Annotated in this window: 18 protein-coding genes; 10 read left to right on the forward strand and 8 right to left on the reverse strand. The window is 59.5% G+C overall.

Annotated features, from left to right (window positions below; translation table 11 throughout):
* Positions 1 to 5: 5 nt before the first annotated feature.
* Positions 6 to 1,760, reverse strand: coding sequence for a TadG family pilus assembly protein (locus EOA19_RS05310; protein WP_128302927.1), 1,755 nt, complete (start codon positions 1,758 to 1,760; stop codon positions 6 to 8).
* The gene (locus tag EOA19_RS05315) at positions 1,761 to 2,195 is read right to left on the reverse strand and encodes a TadE/TadG family type IV pilus assembly protein (RefSeq protein ID WP_127295651.1); all 435 of its coding nucleotides are present in this window, start codon (positions 2,193 to 2,195) and stop codon (positions 1,761 to 1,763) included. It abuts the gene before it with no gap.
* Between the two features lie 389 nt (positions 2,196 to 2,584).
* On the opposite strand from EOA19_RS05315, the gene EOA19_RS05320 reads away from it, so the two are divergent.
* From EOA19_RS05320 to EOA19_RS05335, 4 genes are all read left to right on the forward strand, one after another.
* Positions 2,585 to 4,177 carry a peptide ABC transporter substrate-binding protein gene (locus tag EOA19_RS05320; RefSeq protein ID WP_023808499.1) on the forward strand — a complete coding sequence of 531 codons (1,593 nt, stop codon included), beginning with the start codon at positions 2,585 to 2,587 and terminating at the stop codon, positions 4,175 to 4,177.
* 164 nt (positions 4,178 to 4,341) lie between these two features.
* Positions 4,342 to 5,265: an ABC transporter permease subunit gene (locus EOA19_RS05325; protein WP_027035849.1), complete on the forward strand. Its 924-nt coding sequence runs from the start codon at positions 4,342 to 4,344 to the stop codon at positions 5,263 to 5,265.
* On the forward strand, positions 5,258 to 6,379 hold the full coding sequence (locus EOA19_RS05330) for an ABC transporter permease subunit (protein WP_128302928.1): 1,122 nt from the start codon (positions 5,258 to 5,260) through the stop codon (positions 6,377 to 6,379). The genes EOA19_RS05325 and EOA19_RS05330 overlap by 8 nt, the downstream gene beginning before the upstream one ends.
* A 16-nt stretch (positions 6,380 to 6,395) precedes the next feature.
* Positions 6,396 to 8,015 carry an ABC transporter ATP-binding protein gene (locus EOA19_RS05335; protein WP_128302929.1) on the forward strand — a complete coding sequence of 540 codons (1,620 nt, stop codon included), beginning with the start codon at positions 6,396 to 6,398 and terminating at the stop codon, positions 8,013 to 8,015.
* A 33-nt stretch (positions 8,016 to 8,048) separates the two neighbouring features.
* Here the strand turns inward: EOA19_RS05335 and EOA19_RS05340 are convergent, their stop codons facing one another.
* The 3 genes from EOA19_RS05340 to EOA19_RS05350 form a co-directional block, all read right to left on the reverse strand.
* Complete coding sequence (locus tag EOA19_RS05340) at positions 8,049 to 8,393, reverse strand: hypothetical protein (protein ID WP_128302930.1); 345 nt, start codon at positions 8,391 to 8,393, stop codon at positions 8,049 to 8,051.
* A 223-nt stretch (positions 8,394 to 8,616) separates the two neighbouring features.
* Positions 8,617 to 9,057 carry a hypothetical protein gene (locus tag EOA19_RS35780; protein ID WP_023808494.1) on the reverse strand — a complete coding sequence of 147 codons (441 nt, stop codon included), beginning with the start codon at positions 9,055 to 9,057 and terminating at the stop codon, positions 8,617 to 8,619.
* Positions 9,058 to 9,063: 6 nt separating this feature from the next.
* The gene (locus EOA19_RS05350; RefSeq protein ID WP_348629818.1) at positions 9,064 to 9,234 is read right to left on the reverse strand and encodes a hypothetical protein; all 171 of its coding nucleotides are present in this window, start codon (positions 9,232 to 9,234) and stop codon (positions 9,064 to 9,066) included.
* A 222-nt stretch (positions 9,235 to 9,456) separates the two neighbouring features.
* Between EOA19_RS05350 and EOA19_RS35175 the strand changes: the two genes are divergently transcribed.
* A complete protein-coding gene (locus EOA19_RS35175; RefSeq protein WP_164892850.1) occupies positions 9,457 to 9,918 on the forward strand; it encodes a hypothetical protein in 462 nt (153 codons plus the stop codon).
* A gap of 521 nt (positions 9,919 to 10,439) precedes the next feature.
* Here EOA19_RS35175 and EOA19_RS05360 read toward each other — a convergent pair.
* The 3 genes from EOA19_RS05360 to EOA19_RS05370 all read right to left on the reverse strand — a co-directional run bounded on the left by EOA19_RS05360 (position 10,440) and on the right by EOA19_RS05370 (position 13,490).
* Complete coding sequence (locus EOA19_RS05360; protein ID WP_128302932.1) at positions 10,440 to 11,777, reverse strand: site-specific integrase; 1,338 nt, start codon at positions 11,775 to 11,777, stop codon at positions 10,440 to 10,442.
* 753 nt (positions 11,778 to 12,530) lie between these two features.
* Positions 12,531 to 13,217, reverse strand: coding sequence for a hypothetical protein (locus tag EOA19_RS05365; RefSeq protein WP_128302933.1), 687 nt, complete (start codon positions 13,215 to 13,217; stop codon positions 12,531 to 12,533).
* A 54-nt stretch (positions 13,218 to 13,271) separates the two neighbouring features.
* Positions 13,272 to 13,490 (reverse strand): hypothetical protein, encoded by a 219-nt coding sequence (locus EOA19_RS05370; protein ID WP_023808489.1) that lies wholly within the window; start codon positions 13,488 to 13,490, stop codon positions 13,272 to 13,274.
* 123 nt (positions 13,491 to 13,613) lie between these two features.
* Between EOA19_RS05370 and EOA19_RS05375 the strand changes: the two genes are divergently transcribed.
* The 5 genes from EOA19_RS05375 (at position 13,614) to EOA19_RS05395 (ending at position 18,062) form a co-directional block, all read left to right on the forward strand.
* Positions 13,614 to 13,835 (forward strand): DUF6471 domain-containing protein, encoded by a 222-nt coding sequence (locus EOA19_RS05375; RefSeq protein ID WP_023808488.1) that lies wholly within the window; start codon positions 13,614 to 13,616, stop codon positions 13,833 to 13,835.
* A gap of 236 nt (positions 13,836 to 14,071) precedes the next feature.
* Positions 14,072 to 14,572: a hypothetical protein gene (locus tag EOA19_RS05380; RefSeq protein WP_128302934.1), complete on the forward strand. Its 501-nt coding sequence runs from the start codon at positions 14,072 to 14,074 to the stop codon at positions 14,570 to 14,572.
* A 215-nt stretch (positions 14,573 to 14,787) separates the two neighbouring features.
* A complete protein-coding gene (locus EOA19_RS05385) occupies positions 14,788 to 15,153 on the forward strand; it encodes a hypothetical protein (RefSeq protein ID WP_128302935.1) in 366 nt (121 codons plus the stop codon).
* Positions 15,154 to 15,159: 6 nt separating this feature from the next.
* On the forward strand, positions 15,160 to 17,553 hold the full coding sequence (locus EOA19_RS05390; protein WP_128302936.1) for a primase-helicase family protein: 2,394 nt from the start codon (positions 15,160 to 15,162) through the stop codon (positions 17,551 to 17,553).
* A gap of 23 nt (positions 17,554 to 17,576) precedes the next feature.
* Positions 17,577 to 18,062, forward strand: coding sequence for a hypothetical protein (locus EOA19_RS05395; RefSeq protein WP_128302937.1), 486 nt, complete (start codon positions 17,577 to 17,579; stop codon positions 18,060 to 18,062).
* Positions 18,063 to 18,179 lie beyond the last annotated feature (117 nt).

The raw sequence follows: 18,179 nt of genomic DNA on the forward strand, positions 1-18,179 counted from the left end.
CTGCTCTACTGCACCAGCACGGAGCGTCCACAAGTCGCACCGGTGACCCGGACATCCGCCTCGCCGAGACGCACGCCAAGGGCTCCAAGCAGGTTGGCAAGCAAGGTATCGATCGGTGCTGCCACGCTGTTCAGAAGTGCCACCACCGGCGGCTTCACAAATCCCAGAAGGGCGTCCAGATTCAGCGGCAGGCCGAGTAAATTCGCCGTCAGCGACAGGCCGCTGACCAGCGACGTAGTCAACGATTGGGTAAAGTTTTGCGTGTAAGCGGTCCTTATCGTCTTGGCATCGATGTCGGCCTTGTTGAAAGTCAGCGTCGTCGCGGGGTTATTGGCCATGTTAAACGCCGCCGAGCCCACTACGGACACCACGGGAATGAGCAGAAGTTTCACGGCCGCGATTTCGGTGTTGGAAAACGTCTCCTTATTGGTGAAATCGGCAAAGCCGGCGCTGCTGCTGTCACCGAGATGTCCTTCGACGATACCGGGACGTGTAGCAACGGTGACCTTGATACTGTCAGGGCCTGTTGGACAACTTATGTCCGTGAGCTTGGCCTCGGCATAGGCGACTTCGACATGCAGGGGCAAACTGACCGATACCAAGGTGATACCGCCTCCGACATTTTTGTTGCCGCCCCCGATCTTCACTATTAGCTTGATGCGGGTCTGCGCCGTCCGCACAATGGCGCCGACCTCGCCAACCGCCAGCCATGGCGAGGATTGCGGCGGTTCGCCGATAGCGATGGCGAGCGTGGTCGACAGCACCCCCGGAATGGCGGCGCCGAGCGCGACGTCGACCTGCTTCGAACCGTTTGCCAGTCCGGCGGCAGCGGTCAGCATGCCCATCGCACTGGCATCGACGCCAAGGCCGGCCGGCTTTTGGCCGAGGCCCAACTTGCCGACGGAGCCGAGATCGACCAGATGACTGAGCGGGATCTTGACCGTGCTGGTCGACTTGGAAGCGATCGTCTGCAGGGCGACCTTGGCCGTGTTGCCAAGCCCCGGCACATTGGCCATGGCCGTGGCGATTTGGCCGACGGTCGCCTTCGATGCCAGCACATCCGTATACGATACGCCGGTCAGGTTCAACTGTGTGGCAAGGCCGTCGACGAAGGAGAGCACGCTCACATCCGCAGAGAGCAGCGCGTTGTAGTCCATGACGCTGAGCGAGATGTTGCTGCCGAGAAGTCCGCCGAGAAGCGCGTTGAGGATACCGCCATCGAGGCTGGCGAGCCTCGATCCGACCGAGAACGTCGCCTGCGGCGTCATGCTGGCGATGGCTTGGGTGCCGATGACGGGAGTGGGGATCAGCGAACTCGCGAAATAGCGGGCAGGGATCTTCTTCAGGGTGACGCGGACGGCATTGTAGGGTGTTACGCTGGCCTGGAAACGCTGGCCCACATTGGCGCCGGATGCCACATATCGCCCGGGTGTGACCGTCACGACGGTTTTGCCGGCCGCCGGCTCGATCGTCTGTCCCGAGCTTTGAACGACAACCCCTGGCATGCCGTTGTCGGTCAGCGTGGTGACAACCGCGGTGTTGACTTTGGTCATGTTCGAGGCGGCGGTGATCGCCGCCAGATCCACCATTGCCTGTGCTTCGCGGCGCTCGGTGTAGATCGAGGCTTCGTCGATGGCCACCGCGGCCAGCGCCAGCGCCACCGGCGCGCTCAATGCCGCCATGACGGTGAAGTTCGCTTTCCTGTCACCCAGCATCAACCGGGCAAGCCGACCGATCCCATTGCACGCATGCAGCAGCATTTAAATGCCCCCGACCCTAATCGTTGACTGGCGCTTGATGGTGGTCCCGGGCATGGCTATGCCCGGGAAAAGGTTCCAGATCGGCAGGTTGCGGGCATCGTACTGGATGGCCACCACGAACTGGCTTCCATCGGCCGCGCTGTCGTTGGCCTGGTAGGTCAACTTGCTGACATCCACGAAGGGATATCCGCCGGCATTGTTGGTGACGAAGCTGGCCACGAGCGTCTGGCGCTCGGTCTGGTTCAGCCCGGCAATTGCCGTGCGGGCGGCATCCGCTGCGATCTGCTGGATCGAGTTGGCGGCGCCGAAGTATATACCATATGCAACCATTCCGAGTAGAAGAAGAATGAAAATCGGTGAAAGTAAGGCAAATTCGACCGCAGAAGTTCCACGTTCCTCTTGAAATTTTCGCACCAATTGAAAGACCTTGGGCAATTTACTTGCTCCGTTGCTCATAGCCGCCACGCGTCTGAGATCGAACTGTATAGAAGGCAATCATAATGTAACCTGTGGTTGCTTAAGAACGCATTAAGACATTCCGGCAAACTGGCGTGGCTCCGATTCGCGGTGAAAAATGACGTCGAGGTGAAGAAACCAAGTCAAGCTTCTGGTTTCGGCTGGTGTTTCAGCGGCCACGCCATAGCTTTCGTCCGCCTTACTTTGGGTGACCCAGAGAGTCTGTTGAAATAAAAATTCTCCGCGTTAGTGTCTGGGCACGAGCCGCAGGATGGGAACCAGCGGCGCGCTCAAAGGGGTCAGATATCGGCTCCAGGGCGTCAACACTTAATAGGCGCGCCAACGGCAGCGCCGACAGGGAGAACTTCATGCTGAAAAACATGCTGAAGGCGACGGTGCTCGCCACGACCATGGCGCTGGCCGCCGGCACGTTCTACACGCCGGCTTTCGCCGAGACCGTCTATAACAGAGGCAGCGCCGCCGAAGCGGAGACGGTCGATCCGCACAAGACCTCGACAGTCTACGAAGCCGATATCATACGCGACCTGTTCCAGGGCCTGGTCATGCATGACCAGAAGACGAACCTCATTCCGGGCGCGGCCGAAAGCTGGACAGTGTCCGACGACGGCACTGTCTACACCTTCAAGCTGCGCAAGGATGGCCTCTGGTCGGATGGCAGCCCGGTGACGGCGGACGACTTCGTCTATTCGTTTCGTCGGCTGGAAGACCCGGCCACCGCTGCCGAATACGCCTCGATGCTGTACCCGGTGAAGGGTGCGGAGGACGTCAACACCAAGAAGGGCAAGCCGGAGGATATGGGTGTCAAAGCGATTGATGCAAATACCCTCGAAGTCACGCTGAAGGCGCCGACGCCTTACTTCCTGGAGATGCTGACCCATCAGGCCACCTATCCGGTCAACAAGGCTTCGATCGACAAGCTCGGCGCCGACTGGATCAAGGCGGGTAATCTCGTTTCGAACGGCGCCTATACGCTGGCCGAGTGGATTCCCAACGACCACATGAAGCTGGTCAAGAATCCGAAATTCTGGGACGCCGCGACCGTCAAGATGGACGTCGTCAACTATATCCCGACCGAAGACCGCTCATCGGCGATGAAGCGCTTCGAGGCCGGCGAACTCGACAGCTACGGCGACCTGCCGACCGAACAGCTCGCTGACCTCAAGACCAAGTTCGGCGACCAGGTCCGCGTCGGACCTTATCTCGGCACCTATTATTATGCGATCAAGACCGACAAGGCGCCGTGGGACAATGTCGAACTGCGCAACGCCATCTCGATGGCGATCGACCGCGACTTCCTCGCCGAGAAGGTCTGGCAGAACTCGATGCTGCCTGGCTATTCGATGGTGCCTCCGGGCATCGCGGGCTACTCGCCGGCAACGGCCAAATACGCCGACATGTCGCAGATCGACCGCGAGGACGCTGCCAAGAAGACCCTCGAGAAACTCGGCTATACGCCCGAGCATCCCTTGAAGATGGAGATCCGCTACAACACGTCGGAAAACCACAAGAACACGGCCGTCGCCATCCAGGAACAGTTGAAGCCGCTCGGCGTCGACGTCTCGCTCGTCAACACCGACACCAAGACCCACTACTCCTTCCTCGAGCAGAAGGGCGACTACGACGTGGCGCGTGCCGCCTGGATCGCCGACTACAAGGATCCGGAGACCTTCCTCGGCATCACCCGCAAGGCCAGCGGTAACAACTATTCGAGCTATGTCAGCCCGGCATATGAAGCGGCCATGGACAAGGCGGCGGCTGCCGGCGGTAAGCCGGAAGAGCGCATGAAGGACCTCGCTGAGGCCGAGCGCATCCTTGTCGATGACGTCGGTAACATTCCGCTTCTCTACTACAGCTTCCACGACATCGTTTCCTCGAAGCTGCATGGCTTCGACGACAATGTGATGGATATCCATCCGTCCCGCTTCATCAGTAAGGACTGATCCTTAGCCGGGCCGCCGCGCAACTCAATGCGCGGCGGTGCTGGTTTGCCATCGCATCGGTCCGGAAACCGGAATCGATTTTCGGCATGTCGGTGCGAAGATTTGAAGGCTAGAGCGCAACCGTCCGGCTGGACGCGCGTTGCTCTGGATCAAGCGGGGCACCGATGCTGCGATACGTATTACGGCGGCTTCTGACCGCCATCCCGACGCTGTTCGTCATCGTGACCATGGCGTTTTTCCTGATGCGCGTCGCGCCGGGCGGCCCATTCAACCAAGAGCGGGGGCTGAGCCCCGAGATCAAGGCCAATCTCGAAGCCCAGTTCGGCCTCAACGACCCGCTCTGGCTGCAATTCGTCCATTATCTCGGCAATCTGCTGCGCGGCAATTTCGGCCCGAGCTACAACATGCCGGACTTCACCGTCACCGAACTCTTCGCCAAGGGCCTGCCTATATCGGTTCAGCTCGGCGCCTCGGCGCTCGTCCTGGCGCTGCTGCTCGGTTGTGTGCTCGGCACCATTGCGGCGCTTAACCAGAACAAGCTTGGCGACTATACGGTGATCGCGCTGGCGACGGCCGGCAGCACCATCCCAACCTTCGTCATCGCGCCGGTGATCCAACTCCTGTTCGGGCTGACCTGGAGGCTGCTGCCGATCGGTGGGTGGGGCGATGGCGCTTTCATCAACAAGGTCGGTCCGGTGTTGACGCTCGCTCTGCCGCAGATCGCCATCGTCGCCCGGCTGATGCGTGGCTCGATGATCGAATCCTTACGGTCCCATCACATCCGCACGGCGCGCGCGCTCGGCCTGTCCGATTGGTCGGTGGTGGTCAAGCACGCGCTGCGCGGCGCCATCCTGCCGATCGTCTCCTTCACCGGTCCGGCGGCGGCGGCATTGCTGACCGGCTCGGTCATTGTCGAGACGATCTTCTCCATTCCAGGCGTTGGCCGCTATTTCGTCGATGCCGCGCTCAATCGTGACTACACGCTGGTGATGGGAACGGTGGTGGTGATCGCCATCTTTACCATTGTCTTCAACCTGATCGTCGACGTCATGTACGCGGTCGTCGATCCGAGGGTGCGCTATGACTGACATCACAGCCACAGCCCCCGCCGTCATCGGCCGTTCACTCTGGGGGGATGCCTGGGCGCGTCTCAAGGCCAATCGCGCCGCCATGTTCAGCCTGTACTACCTTGCCCTGATCGGTGTCGTCAGCGTGTTCGGGCCGTGGTTCGTGCCACATCAATACACTACCATCTATGCCGACTATGTGCGCATGCCGCCAAGCCTGTCAGCCTATCCGAAGGCCGACATGGTCGAGACGGCGCTTACCGAAGCGATCAAGCGCATGCGGGTCGACATCAAGGAGTGGCGGCAGGAAGGCAACCAGGTCTTCGTCACCGTCAAGTCGACCAGGCCGATCGACGATCGCAACATCCGTTATCTCGACCGTTCCGATGCCTTTGACGGCACCAAGATCGAGAGCAAGTCGCCCGACGGTCTCGAAGTGACGATGAGCGCCTCGATCAAGCAGCAATATTTCCTGTTCGGCACCGACAACACCGGCCGGGACCTGTTGTCGCGCACGCTGATGGCCGGGCGCATATCGCTGGCCATCGGCCTGCTCGCGGGTGTCGTGGCGGTGGTCATCGGCGTGGTCTACGGGGCCGCTGCCGGCTTTGCCGGCGGTAAAATCGACGAGGTGATGATGCGCATCGTCGACGTGCTCTATTCCTTGCCCTTCATCTTCTTCGTCATCATGCTGGTGGTGTTCTTCGGCCGCAACTTCGTGCTGATGTTCCTGGCGGTCGGCGCCGTGCTGTGGCTCGACATGGCGCGCATCGTGCGCGGCCAGGCGCTGTCGATCCGCCGGCAGGAATATGTCCAGGCGGCGGAAGCCATGGGTGTCGGCCAGCGCGGTATCCTGCTGCGCCACGTCATTCCCAATCTGCTCGGCCCGGTGGTCATCTACATGACGCTGCTGGTGCCGCAGGTCATCATCCTGGAGAGTTTCCTGTCATTCCTGGGGCTCGGCGTGCAGGAGCCGATGACCAGCTGGGGCGTGCTGATCTCGGTCGGCGCCAAGAACATCGGCACCGCCAACTGGCTGCTCCTGTTCCCCGCCTTCTTCCTCGTCTCGACGCTGTTCGCGCTGAATTTCGTCGGCGACGGCCTGCGCGACGCACTCGACCCAAGGGATCGCTAAGATGGGGATCGCCGAGATGGCTGCTTCCGAAACGATCCTCAGCGTCAAGGATTTGCGTGTCCGCTTCCGCACGCTGGACGGCGCGGTCGAGGCGGTCAAGGGCATCAACATCCACATCAAATCAGGCGAGACCGTTGCCGTGGTTGGCGAATCCGGGTCCGGCAAAAGCCAGACGATGATGGCGGCGATGAGCCTGCTGGCATCGAATGGCGAAGCGACAGGCAGCGTCGATTATCGCGGCCGCAATCTTCTGACGCTCAGCAAATCCGAGCTCAACCAGGTTCGTGGCCGCAAGATCAGCATGATCTTTCAGGAGCCGATGACTTCACTCGATCCGCTCTATTCGATTGGCAATCAGTTGATCGAGCCGATCCGCCGGCACCGGGGCCTGAATGCCCCCGACGCGCGGGAAGAGGCGCTCAAGCTGCTGCGGCTGGTGCATATTCCCGATCCCGAGCGGCGGATGAAATCCTATCCGCATGAAATGTCCGGTGGCCAGCGCCAGCGTGTGATGATCGCGATGGCGCTCGCCAACGACCCTGACATATTGATCGCCGACGAGCCGACGACGGCGCTCGACGTGACCATCCAGGCGCAGATCCTGATGCTTCTGGCCGAATTGCAGCGCAAGCTCGGCATGGCGATCGTCTTCATCACCCACGATCTTGGCATAGTCCGCCGCTTTGCCGACCGGGTCTATGTCATGCGCCAGGGCGAGGTTGTCGAGGAGGGGGAGGCGGAGGCCATCTTCGTCAATCCCCAGCATGCCTACACGAAAATGCTGCTGGCGGCCGAGCCGACCGGCAGCAAGGCGCCGCCGCCCGCCAATGCTCCGGTGCTGCTTGAAGGCAGAAATGTCGAAGTGACGTTCAGGATTGGCGGCGGGTTTCTTGCTGGTGAACCGCTGATGCTGCGTGCCGTCGATCACATCTCGATCCGGCTGCAGCGCAACCAGACCATCGGCATCGTTGGTGAATCCGGCTCGGGCAAGTCGACGCTCGGCCGCGCCTTGCTGCGGCTGTTGCCGAGCGACGGGCTTATCCGTTTCGGCGATCGCGACATTTCCCAAGCCGACAGGCAGGCGATGCGGCCGCTGCGGCGCCAGATGCAGCTTGTCTTCCAGGACCCGTTCGGCTCGCTGTCGCCGCGCATGACCGTCGGCCAGGTCGTCACCGAAGGACTTCTGGTGCATGAGCCTGATCTCTCGGGCAAGCAGCGTGATCAACGCGCGGTCGACGCCTTGCGCGAGGTCGGCCTCGACCCCAACGCGCGCAATCGCTACCCGCACGAATTCTCCGGCGGCCAGCGGCAGCGCATCGCCATTGCTCGCGCCATGATCCTGACGCCCAGGCTGGTGGTATTGGATGAGCCGACCTCGGCGCTCGATCGCTCTGTGCAGAAACAGATCGTCGAACTGCTGCGCAAGCTGCAGGCGGACCACGAATTGTCCTATCTCTTCATCAGCCACGATCTGTCGGTCGTGCGCGCCATGGCCGACTACATCATCGTCATGAAACAGGGCAAGATCGTCGAGGAGGGGCCGACCGAGGCGATTTTCAGCGATCCGCGGCACGCTTACACACAGACGCTGATGGCCGCCGCAATCGACGTGACGCGATTTCGCCCGAGCGCCTGAACCAGGCTCCGCACCGAGGCATTGGCTATCCGCTCAATTCGCGGACCTCGGGCACTTGCGTGCTCGCACAGCGGCAATGGCATCCTGTTGCTGCTTAAGCCGGTCGATCCTGGCTGTTTCGCGGTTGGCCACCGCGGTCTTCACGCGTGAGCCGCCGAGCAGCCAGCGTGGAACATTGGTGTTGGCGACCTTGCCGCGCGTGATTGCCGTTTGCGAGATGTCACGGGCGACGTCTCCCATCGCCCTGTTGAGGTCGGTGCACGTCATCGAATCGTATTTCGCTGGATCGACGGTTCTGCCGAGCGATGAACAGCCAGCGACGAGAACCAGCGTCATCACGAGAATCAAGGGAGAGGCTGTGGTTGAATTCAAATTCATGTCGCACTCGGCCCGCCGTTCACTGACTCCATCAAGTTCACGACCCTAAGACCGACAGACCTTTTCGTCAAAATATGCGGCCTCGAAGAAACCTCCCACTGGGCCCGGCCTTTGCGGCCGACGCAGGAACATCTCAGTCACTGGAATTGCTATCTGCCGAGTGTTGGGCTCAATCGCTGGCAAACGGAGAGTACCGGTTCCGGCGACGTCGGGGCGGCCTTTCCTACGCTGCCTCGGCCACGAACCTCGACGGGGGGCAACCGCCGAGCACTGTCTGAGCGATGTCGGCGTCATTTTCATCGACATGCGCCGTCACCAGAACGACCCCTTCGGCAACCTCCTGATCATCCGCCTTTATGGCGGCCGTGGCGAATGTTCCAAACAGACCGGCAACGCCGCCACAGACCGCGCCAGCCACCGCTGTTGGCAATACGCCCGCAGCAACAGGATTGATGCCATAGGCCGCAACGGCACTCAGGCAGACCAACCCGCCGGCGGCAGCGCCAAATAACGATCCCAAAGCGGAAACCCGAAGAGATCCCGCCTCGTCATTGTAAGGCCCGATGATCGCGATCTGTACGCGAGGAATTCCGGCTGCCACCAAGTCGCTGGCGACCCGCGCCGCATCGACGGGGGAATCAAAAAGTCTGCAAATCGTCGGCATGGTCGCTTAACGCTTCTGGCTGTTCAGCGTCGTCTCGGTGAGGAAGGACGCGGCAATCAGATCGTCAACCTCGATTCGGCCCTCGCCGCCCTCCATGATGGCTGCGACCTTCTGGAAGGTCTTCATCTCGTCTTCGGTAATCTGGGTTTCCTGCATCCTGGCTTTGATCTCTGTCATGCGCATGCTCAGGGCATGGGATTTCTTGGTCTCACGGTTCGACATGCTGCTGCTCATAGTTCATTGACATTTTTTGCCCGCCACTCGAATTTGGGGCAAGGGCAAACGTTTCCAACCCTGGACTTCGGTCGGGGAGGGGTCGGACCTAAGTCTGTGGGGCGCAATGGTCTTGCCGACGGCGCCGCCAAAGCATGACCCAGGATGCGTGCCAAAAGGCCTTTCGTGGCCCGACTCATCAAGAATCGGGCCGGAGATCTGCGATCAGTACCCGTCGTTCTCGATCACAACGGGATGGTGCCGATGGTGGTGACGATGGGTGGAGACGGAACCTGTCACGACAACAGTATCGCGGTGATGATGCCGGCGCCCATGGTCATAGAACGCTACGGTACCATGGCGGCGGTGGTGCAAGCGCTGACCGTCTTCGTTGATGATCTTGACGCTTTCGTGATGTCGATGATGGGTTCTAACAACCACATCGGCTTCGGCTGCCGAAGCCACAACGGGCAGTCCAAGGGAAAGCGCCAACGCGCACATGATCATTGTTTTCATTGCAGTTTCTCCATTTTCTTAATTAGCCCTTCATTGGATAAACTGCCCCTGATCGCTTTGGTTCCGGTCGTCCGGCATCGACCCGAACGTTCACTGGTCATCGCTGGATCTCGTCAAACGGCGGAACATTAGGCGTGCCTGATGGTTTATTTCCCGCAGCCGGGATCACGATTTGGTGTCTGCTGCGGATCAGTCGGCAAAGGCTGGTGGGCCCGCGTTCTCTGCCAGAGGCGCGGGCTTCCCAGGCAACAGGAGAGAGATCATGAACAATATCATTTGGCTCGTTGGAGCTGTGGTCATCGTGATAGCGATCTTGAGCTTTTTTGGCCTCCGCTGAGGGGGAGGCGCGTACCAGTCGGGATGTTTACCCGAAACTGTCCGCGAGCGCACGCATGAAGGCATCAGGACTGGGTACTGTCCAGTGCAACAGGCATCGCTGTCGGCCGGGTCACAGAGGCACGGCGAATAGAAATTCGCCCATCCGACTGGCGGGGGACGCGAGTAATCTCGCTTGAGGGGCAGGCGGAGCGCCGAAGTCGGGATGCGCTAACTCTTTGTTTTCTCTGGTCGGAGTGGCAGGATTTGAACCTGCGACCCCCTCGTCCCGAACGACGGGGTCTGCCAGAAAAAGCCCGGATTTCCGCCATTCTTCATTACGGTCGGCGACCTTTGTTCACCTTTGTATCTAGCATATCTGTGGGGTTTCTGTGGGGGCCTGTGGGGGCGTTCGTCGTCTGTGCCTCCGGCATGCGGACCACATTTTTTGGAAGGCTCCTGTAGCGCGACTTGGAGACAATCGCCTCGGCCGCCTCTGCCTGGAAGTCTGGATGATGGTGGCCATACGTCTGGATCAGCATCTCGACGGTCATGCCGAGGAAGCCAGCGGCTGCCCAAGGGTCGGAGCCTTGTTGCATTAGCCATGTTGCAGCGGTGTGGCGGAAGATGTGCGGAGTCACGTCGGTCCGGAATATGCGTCTGACGCTTCCATCCGGGGCTTCAACATCGTCGTACCAGCCCAATCCGGCTGCCTCGACCACCGAGCGGAACGCCTTCTTAATTGACTGGACGGGCTTCCCGTTCCACTCAACGACGTAGTCGTGGGCTATCATTCGACCGACGTTTGAGCTCTTGCCGCGACCCATGGTCTTGATCTCCAGCGGAGTGATGGCCCATCGCCGCACATGGGCAAGCAGACGATCGGGCAGACGCACCGGCGGCTGGCGCTTCTTGGTCTCGAGGCGACCAGCTGCGCGACGATAGAAAACGCCGCGCTCCAGGTCCAAATGGCCCGCCCCTTCGGTAGGTCGAACGGCGGCACCACAGATCGCCGCCGAGCGCGTGCCGGTGTAGAGCGCGACAAGGATAAAGCGCGCGACGTGACGCCCTGTGCGACGGTGGCTAGCCAGACCTTTCCACGACTGACGCATACGCCACGCAGCGCGGATCAAAGCCGCCGCTTCGTTTCGTGTCAGCCAGCGATCTCTGGGCGCGGACTTAGAGGGCAGCACGATGGCCGGCGCTGAGGTTATGTAGCCTTCTCGATGATAGTTGTTCAGTGCTGCCCGCAAGTCCTCCAGCTGCCGCCTAGCGGCTGCACCACCGCCGTGTGCTTTAGCATAGTCGCGGCAGCTCTTACCGTCGATGTCGCCGATCATCCTGTTGCCAAACCAGTTCAGCACCGAGACCATACGGCCAGCGGTTTCCTTCGGCTTGGCGTGATTTGGCGCGATGTCGGTTAGGTAGACACCAATGGCGTCGGCTATTGCGACCGTAGCGGGATCACGACTGCGCTCGCGGACCGGCTCGTACTTTTCGGTGATAAAGCCGGCGAGGCTTTTCTCAGCTTGTTCGCGGTTGCCAGTGCCGCCGCAAGCGCTGACGAAGGTGCCGCCGTCACGGATGAACCAGCCGGCCCGGCTCCGCAAGGATCCGTCCTGCTTCCTGCTTTCGTGCCGCCAGACGAGGCGTGCCCCTTTCGAAGTCCTCGACATCTTTCCCTCATCTCGGCGATCGCGGCCAAGGTGACATACTCCTTCCCCGCGATCATCTCTGTTACTAGTCGGCCAGCATCCCGTTCCTTGCGCAGCCCTGGTGCCCCCATCGTACCGTCGGGGAAAGCGATTCGAGCGGCTATGTCCAGCCGGAGCGGCGCGTTTTGGTCAGGGCGATTGCTTTTCTCAAAAATGCGGTTGGTCATAGATCAGAAGACACGCTGGTGTGTGGAAGCCATAGGTGGCGGAGCCAGCCTGATCTAGTTCGCTGGACAATATGGTTCTATGGCCCTTGGGCGTGGTACTATAGGGGGAGAGGCTTTTCTTGACCGCGGGACGGACGGCGGCGAGTGCTATTACCCGAAAAAGCGAAAATTTGTGCGTGCCGTAGGTAGGTCCATTCCCGCGCAAACCCTGCCCGTCAGCACAGAATATCGTGTACCCCTTCCTCGAGGCGCGCACGTGATCGAAAGATACGCGGTCGAGCCGGTTCCAAACCTTCCGGCAGGTGGCCGAGATGCAGGGCGGAAATGTCGGCCGAAAAACCCAGCCGGCTGTACCGCTCATCCTCGTCCCCGAAGCGGGACAGCTCGGCCAAGCAGGCGCTGCCCAGCCGGTGGATTCGTTGGGGGTACGACTGCCGATCCGGCAGATCCGAAGAACGCCGCGCGAGCCTTGGGCAAACGTGCCACCGAAGAAGACCATTGGACAAACATTGGCTGCGTGAGGAAGGAGGAAGTGGGTGGCAAAGGATCATTCAGGATCCTCAGGATCAAACTTTGCCATGCGTTCAACGGCCTCTCGAAGCGTTGCCGCCTTCCGCCGGCCTCGCTCCTGGATCATCTCTCGGAGCCGATCAGGCAGGATGGTCGCCACGAAGTCCGCCGAGGTTATTTCGGCATCCTGATAGGTGAACTTGAGCGCCGTTGCGCCGACCAGATTGACGTGTTGGGCAATGACGGACGCGAGCTCGTTGAGGCTGGCGGCGTGGGCGTACAGGAGCGCGGTGGCTACAGGCGATCTGCGGATAATTGCATTGCTGACCAGGAGCTCGAAGCCCTTCCACCACATCAGTTCCCCGATGCCTCGCCCTGTGACCGAGGCGGCGGACTGAGCCGCGCTCACGTACCTGGCCAGAAAGTCATTTTCATAAACGACTTCGTGGTCGCCTCGCGCCCAGTTAACCTCCGCGTTTCCCTTTTGGTTAACCCTTGCGTGGAGATAGGCCCGCGGTTTCCTGTTCTCATCGCGTACGGCGGAGCTCCAGTTGGCGGGATAGATAAGGACATCGACGTGTTCTTGGTTTAGGCCGCAGGCGTAGTCGTTGTCGAGCATTTGGGAGAGATCCTCGTGTAGTCTGGATGTTCCGGTCCGGTCGCGATCACGCGCCAGGGCCAGATAGTCGGAGCTCGAGATGAACGGGTCGAACAGTTTGGTCATTGAAAGTCCTTTGAGGAGGAAGGCTGGACGCCGTGAAGTTTGGCTTCGGCTATGTTAGGAACGAGTCGCCCGTTCGAAGCGGCGCATGACATGGTGATAGACTTCAGGGGTCTTGTGGCCGGCGTCCGTCATCAGGGTGGCAGCGCTTCGCAGCGTTTCAATCGTTGATTTAAGGGCTGTAAACTCTTCATCTTCGTGATGAAGGTCCAGTTCCGAGGAGAGTTCGCGAAGAAGGTCGGTCAGCACTTTTGCCGTTGTCTGGTCGATGGTCATGTTGTGAGTTCCTTGGGATTGGTAGTTGATCGTATACGGTGTGTTTGCACTATATGCGATACATAAGTGGCGCAAAATTGCCTTCAATAGGCCGCCAAAGATTTTTTGCTGGAGAATGTTCGGATGACCGAAGCCGAGTGGGAGCGACTGATCAGCGGGGTGTTGAAGGCCGAGCTAAAGCTTCAGGGTCTGAGCTACGCCGACTTGGCCGAGAAGTTGGCTGTCATCGGCGTCGAGGAGAAGGTGCCGAACATCCGCAACAAACTGTCACGCGGACGCTTCAGCGCTGTCTTCCTAGCGCAGTGTCTTCACGCGATAGGGTCGAAGAGGCTGAAGCTCGACTGACTTTTGTGGGGGCGCCGGCGCCTGGTCCATGCAGTGATATAGACACAGCTACCGCGGCTAGTTGACCAGTCGGGTTTGGGCCCTTGGACCTGGCTCAAGTTTTGGCGCAGGCGGGATTGGTCACTCGGAGACGATCTCGACGGAGTTCTCTTCCCCTAGAGTATCGCGGATTACGCGCCTAGCGGAACGAGCTTGGCGGGACCAAATGGGTCGGACCATCCATTGAAAGGAAACCAATGTCCGACAAATATTTGACAGTCTCAGAAGTTGCCGACTTGCTTGGTGTGCTCAAAGAAAACGTTTTGCGAATGGCTGAGCATGGGGCGCTCCCACCTCCGGTCACGACAAACGGTGAACCACACTTTCCTGAGGAGCCTATCTTGCGTCGACGTGAGGAGGAGGACGACGCTATCCCCTCTGCAGGCGTCTACCTCTCGACGGGCGAAGATTTTTTCTATCATAGGGTGGTGAAGGCCAGCCACATGCTTGTCTACAAAAACTGTCCATTCGCAGTTTTCAGTCTCTGGGACAAAAGCCTTCACATTCGCCCATGGCTCACACACTTGGTCGATGATCTTCCCGATCACGAGACCATCTTGCTTTCCTGTGAGGACGCAAGTGTCCCTGAGGTCAGTTTGGGGGATCTTCCAAAGCCCACTTCAATCGCCTGGGGATATAGCTGGGCCGGACGGTACGATTTGGATGTGATGGTCGCAGCTCCAAATGTGAGCCACTGATCCCAGCAAGCATTAGTAGCGCGTCATGGATGCCGAGTTTCAAATGCTCGGCGTCCAAAAGGCTGCACTTGTGTGGTTCGCGGCCTGCGCACATCACGCGACTCGTGGTGAGATCTGACTGCAGCACGACGCAGCACACTTCGGTTGTTCCCCTCATCGGTAGTCAACATCTGTTCGCCACTGGCAGCGGCCAGGTGAACCGAAAGGCGGAATACATGAAAGAACAAAATCCCATAGACCTCTTCCCATATTTGGCTAAGTACGAAAGACATCTTATGGTCGACTACAAGGTAGCTCTAAAACTTCACATCACCAAGCAAGCGCTCATCGAACTGGTACAGGCAGGGTTGGGCCCGAAGCCCCATCCCGCCTTTGCGTCTGGACACTACTGGTTTTCGAAGGCGTTCGTTCCAAGCTGGAAATCCTGGGCAGCTCGGGAAGCAGGTGACGACGATATAAGGCAAGCGGCCGATATCATTCTGAAAGACGATCGCACTCGGCGCATTCGTGAGTTCGAACACTATGACAACGCAGATCCGCGCAGGTTTCTGACTACCTTGTTTTCTCGGAAGGCATGGTAGGTCCGCATGCAGTCCGACAGGAAACAAATTAAGAACTACGTCGAGCGGATGTTCGGGCAGGACAGCGGGGGAAACCTGGTTGTCTTCGAACGCGATCTGTCGGGGGAACGTAGACGGCATGCGGTCTTCCCATACGCCGATCGGGAAATCGTCTTCGACTTCCTGGCAGCGCAGCCCGATAACGTTCATCGGTATCTCGCGGTGGCCCTCCACGACGGGCAAGCCTTTGAGGAACACACGCGCCGAGGGGACACGGCCTGTGCCCTCGCCTTCTTGGCGCTCGACATCGACCTGGCTACGGGGGTCCACGCTGCCACGAACCTCCCCAAAACCGAGGAACAGGCGCTCGGTCTGCTAAATGAAGCCGATCTGCCCGAGCCGACTCTGGTCATCCATTCTGGGGGAGGGCTCTACCCGATCTGGCAGTTTCAGCAGCCGCTGCTTTTGGAAAGCAAGGACGATCGGAGCCGCATTCAGCGGCTCTGGTCAGCGTGGTATGAGCAGGCCCGAATAACTTGGGAACGGCATGGCCTCAAGTTGGACCCTATCGCAGATCTCGCGCGTGTCCTGAGGGTCCCCGGCACTTTCAATCCTAAGACTAAGCCGGCCAAGCCTGTCCGCATCTTGGGCACGTCAAGTGATCGGCTCTGGACCCTTGAGCAACTGGAAGACGTTGTCGCGGATCGGGTTGCTTCGAGTTCCAACAATTCGCCGCGTTCCGGCGAGCACCAACTAGCCGACACGCTTCGTCAGGAAATGATGTCGGGCGACGAAGATGCCTGCAAGAATGCTGCTGGAGCTCTGGCGATGATCTCCGGATGTAGTTTTCTCAAAGGGTGTGACGAGGGCAGCGAACGCCTAACAGAACCGCAGTGGAAGGATGCTGCGGACCTTCTGGCGCACATTCCGGAAGGGAGGCGGTATTTTCACAATCTGTCCAGCCGTGATCCCCGCTACTCATATCGCGAAGCGGAGGCCAAACTGGATCACGCCAGTAAATACCGCCCGAAGCTATGCGAGACGATTGCCGAAACAAACTCCGAGTGCGACGGCTGCCTGTTCCGTGAAGGAATGGTGATTCGCACCCCGGTGCAGCTGGCAAAGTCGGAACCGGGGCTTGTGCCACTGCAGGGGCGATATGTGCTCGACGCCAAAACTGGTTTGTTCTTTGACATCTCGACGGGACGGGACAAGACGAAGGACGATTTCGATCGCTCCTTCACGCGGAATATGCAGAAGAAGCGGCTGGCCAGCACCACTTTCCGCAATTCGGCACTCTCATGCTTGGCCGATGAACACGACTTCCTGGTTGGGAATGACAAGCTCATCGTCGAGGAAAATGGCATCCGGACATTCAACACCTGGCAGGACGGAGGCGTCGCCGCGGTGGAAGGTGACGCCTCGATCTGGCATGACCATCTTCGCTATCTTTTGCCTGGCGAGGGCGAGAGGAAATGGGTTCTCCAATACCTTGCTCATCTCGTCCAGCGGCCGGCTGCTAAGATCAAGTCGGCTATCGTGCTGCAATCTAAACAAGGCGTCGGCAAAAACCTCTTGGTGCGCGCCGTAAAGCGCATGTTTCATGAGAACGATGTTCGCGAGGTGTACGGTGGCATCCTAGGCGAGCGTTGGCAGGCGGAGCTGGGAAACACTCGTCTGCTAGCCCTCGACGAACTGCAGATCGACGAGCTGAAGACCGCTTACAATCGCCTGAAGAGATGGACCACGGAGGAGATCCAGTCCGTCGAGCGCAAGGGGGTTGATGCGTTCAACGTGAGAACGCCGCGCGGCATCATCATCATGACCAACAGCGACAAGCCCATGGCCATCGAGCATGACGACCGGCGGCTCTTCGTGTGCAAGGTGGAAGCCGCTAAACGGGAGGACGCATACTACAGTGAACTTTGGCAGGGAGGCATGTCAGACGAGAGTGTTGCGGCCTTCAAGTACTATCTCCTCCACCTCGATCTATCAGACTTCGACGCGAATGCAGAGCCGCCGCTTACCGGTGCCAAAGAAGAGTTGATCCGGGCCAGCGCATCCCTTCTGGAACAGGTTATCACTGAGCTTCGGGAAACGGGTTCGGCGCCGTTCAATCGTCAGGTGTACCTGGCAGAAGATGTGGCCAGCGCCGTTGAAGAGCGCATGAGGCGAACGGTAACCGTGCAGCAGATCACTCCGATCCTGAAAAAGCTCGGTGACTGCAAGCGGAGCACTAAGACATCAGTCCCGCGCCTTGGAAGATCGCCGCGTGGCTACGTCTGGGCGTGGCAGGAGGTGGAAAGGTGGCTAAACGCTTCGAGCGACGAGGTCAGAACTGCTCTGGTGGCTAGAGACGTGGATGTCATGACATCGGGATTGATGCCGATTGTCGCGGCGGCTGTCCAAGTGGCCAACTGACCAGGTGCGCGGAGCAACGGACCATGCAGACTTGTATCTCTTCTAGCTATCACTTTGAAGAAAAAGAGGTTGGACAGTTGGACAGCTGGACACCGAAGGGGATCGCCAAACACCTCGACGTAAAGCACTTCTTCTCGGTTGCCATGACGACAAACCTTCCTCCATGGCGCCCGATACCATCTCGCCTCGCGGCAAGGTTTCTTGGCGCCAGCCTCCAGAGCTTAGCGAATTGGAGAATGCGCGATTTGGGGCCCGCAACCGAGCCGATGCGTCGGGGGCAGGGCAATCGAATATACTATCGCCCTGACAAGATCGCCGAGTGGCTCTCTGGTGGGAAATGTTGCGACTGGCAGTTCTCGGCTTTGTGGCTTCAGCACATGGGCATGCCGCTCGATGTGATCAGCGAGGATGCCGTACGCGATCGTATCGCCCAGCTGGAGGGCGTGAGCAACCTATTTCCGGCAGTCAATCGGCTCTGGCGGAATTTCAGAGAGGTCGAGGCAGCCTAGGCCACGTGAAATAATAGTACGGAACGCGAGGAACACTCACGTTCGGCAGCGCATCTCGCAGAAAGCTAGTGGACCAGTGCAACCGCCGACTGGCTTCGTCGTATCAACCCCAGTTCA

Origin of the sequence: Mesorhizobium sp. M7A.F.Ca.US.010.02.1.1, assembly GCF_004023085.1 — a bacterium.
In the GTDB taxonomy this organism is placed as follows: Bacteria; Pseudomonadota; Alphaproteobacteria; order Rhizobiales; family Rhizobiaceae; genus Mesorhizobium.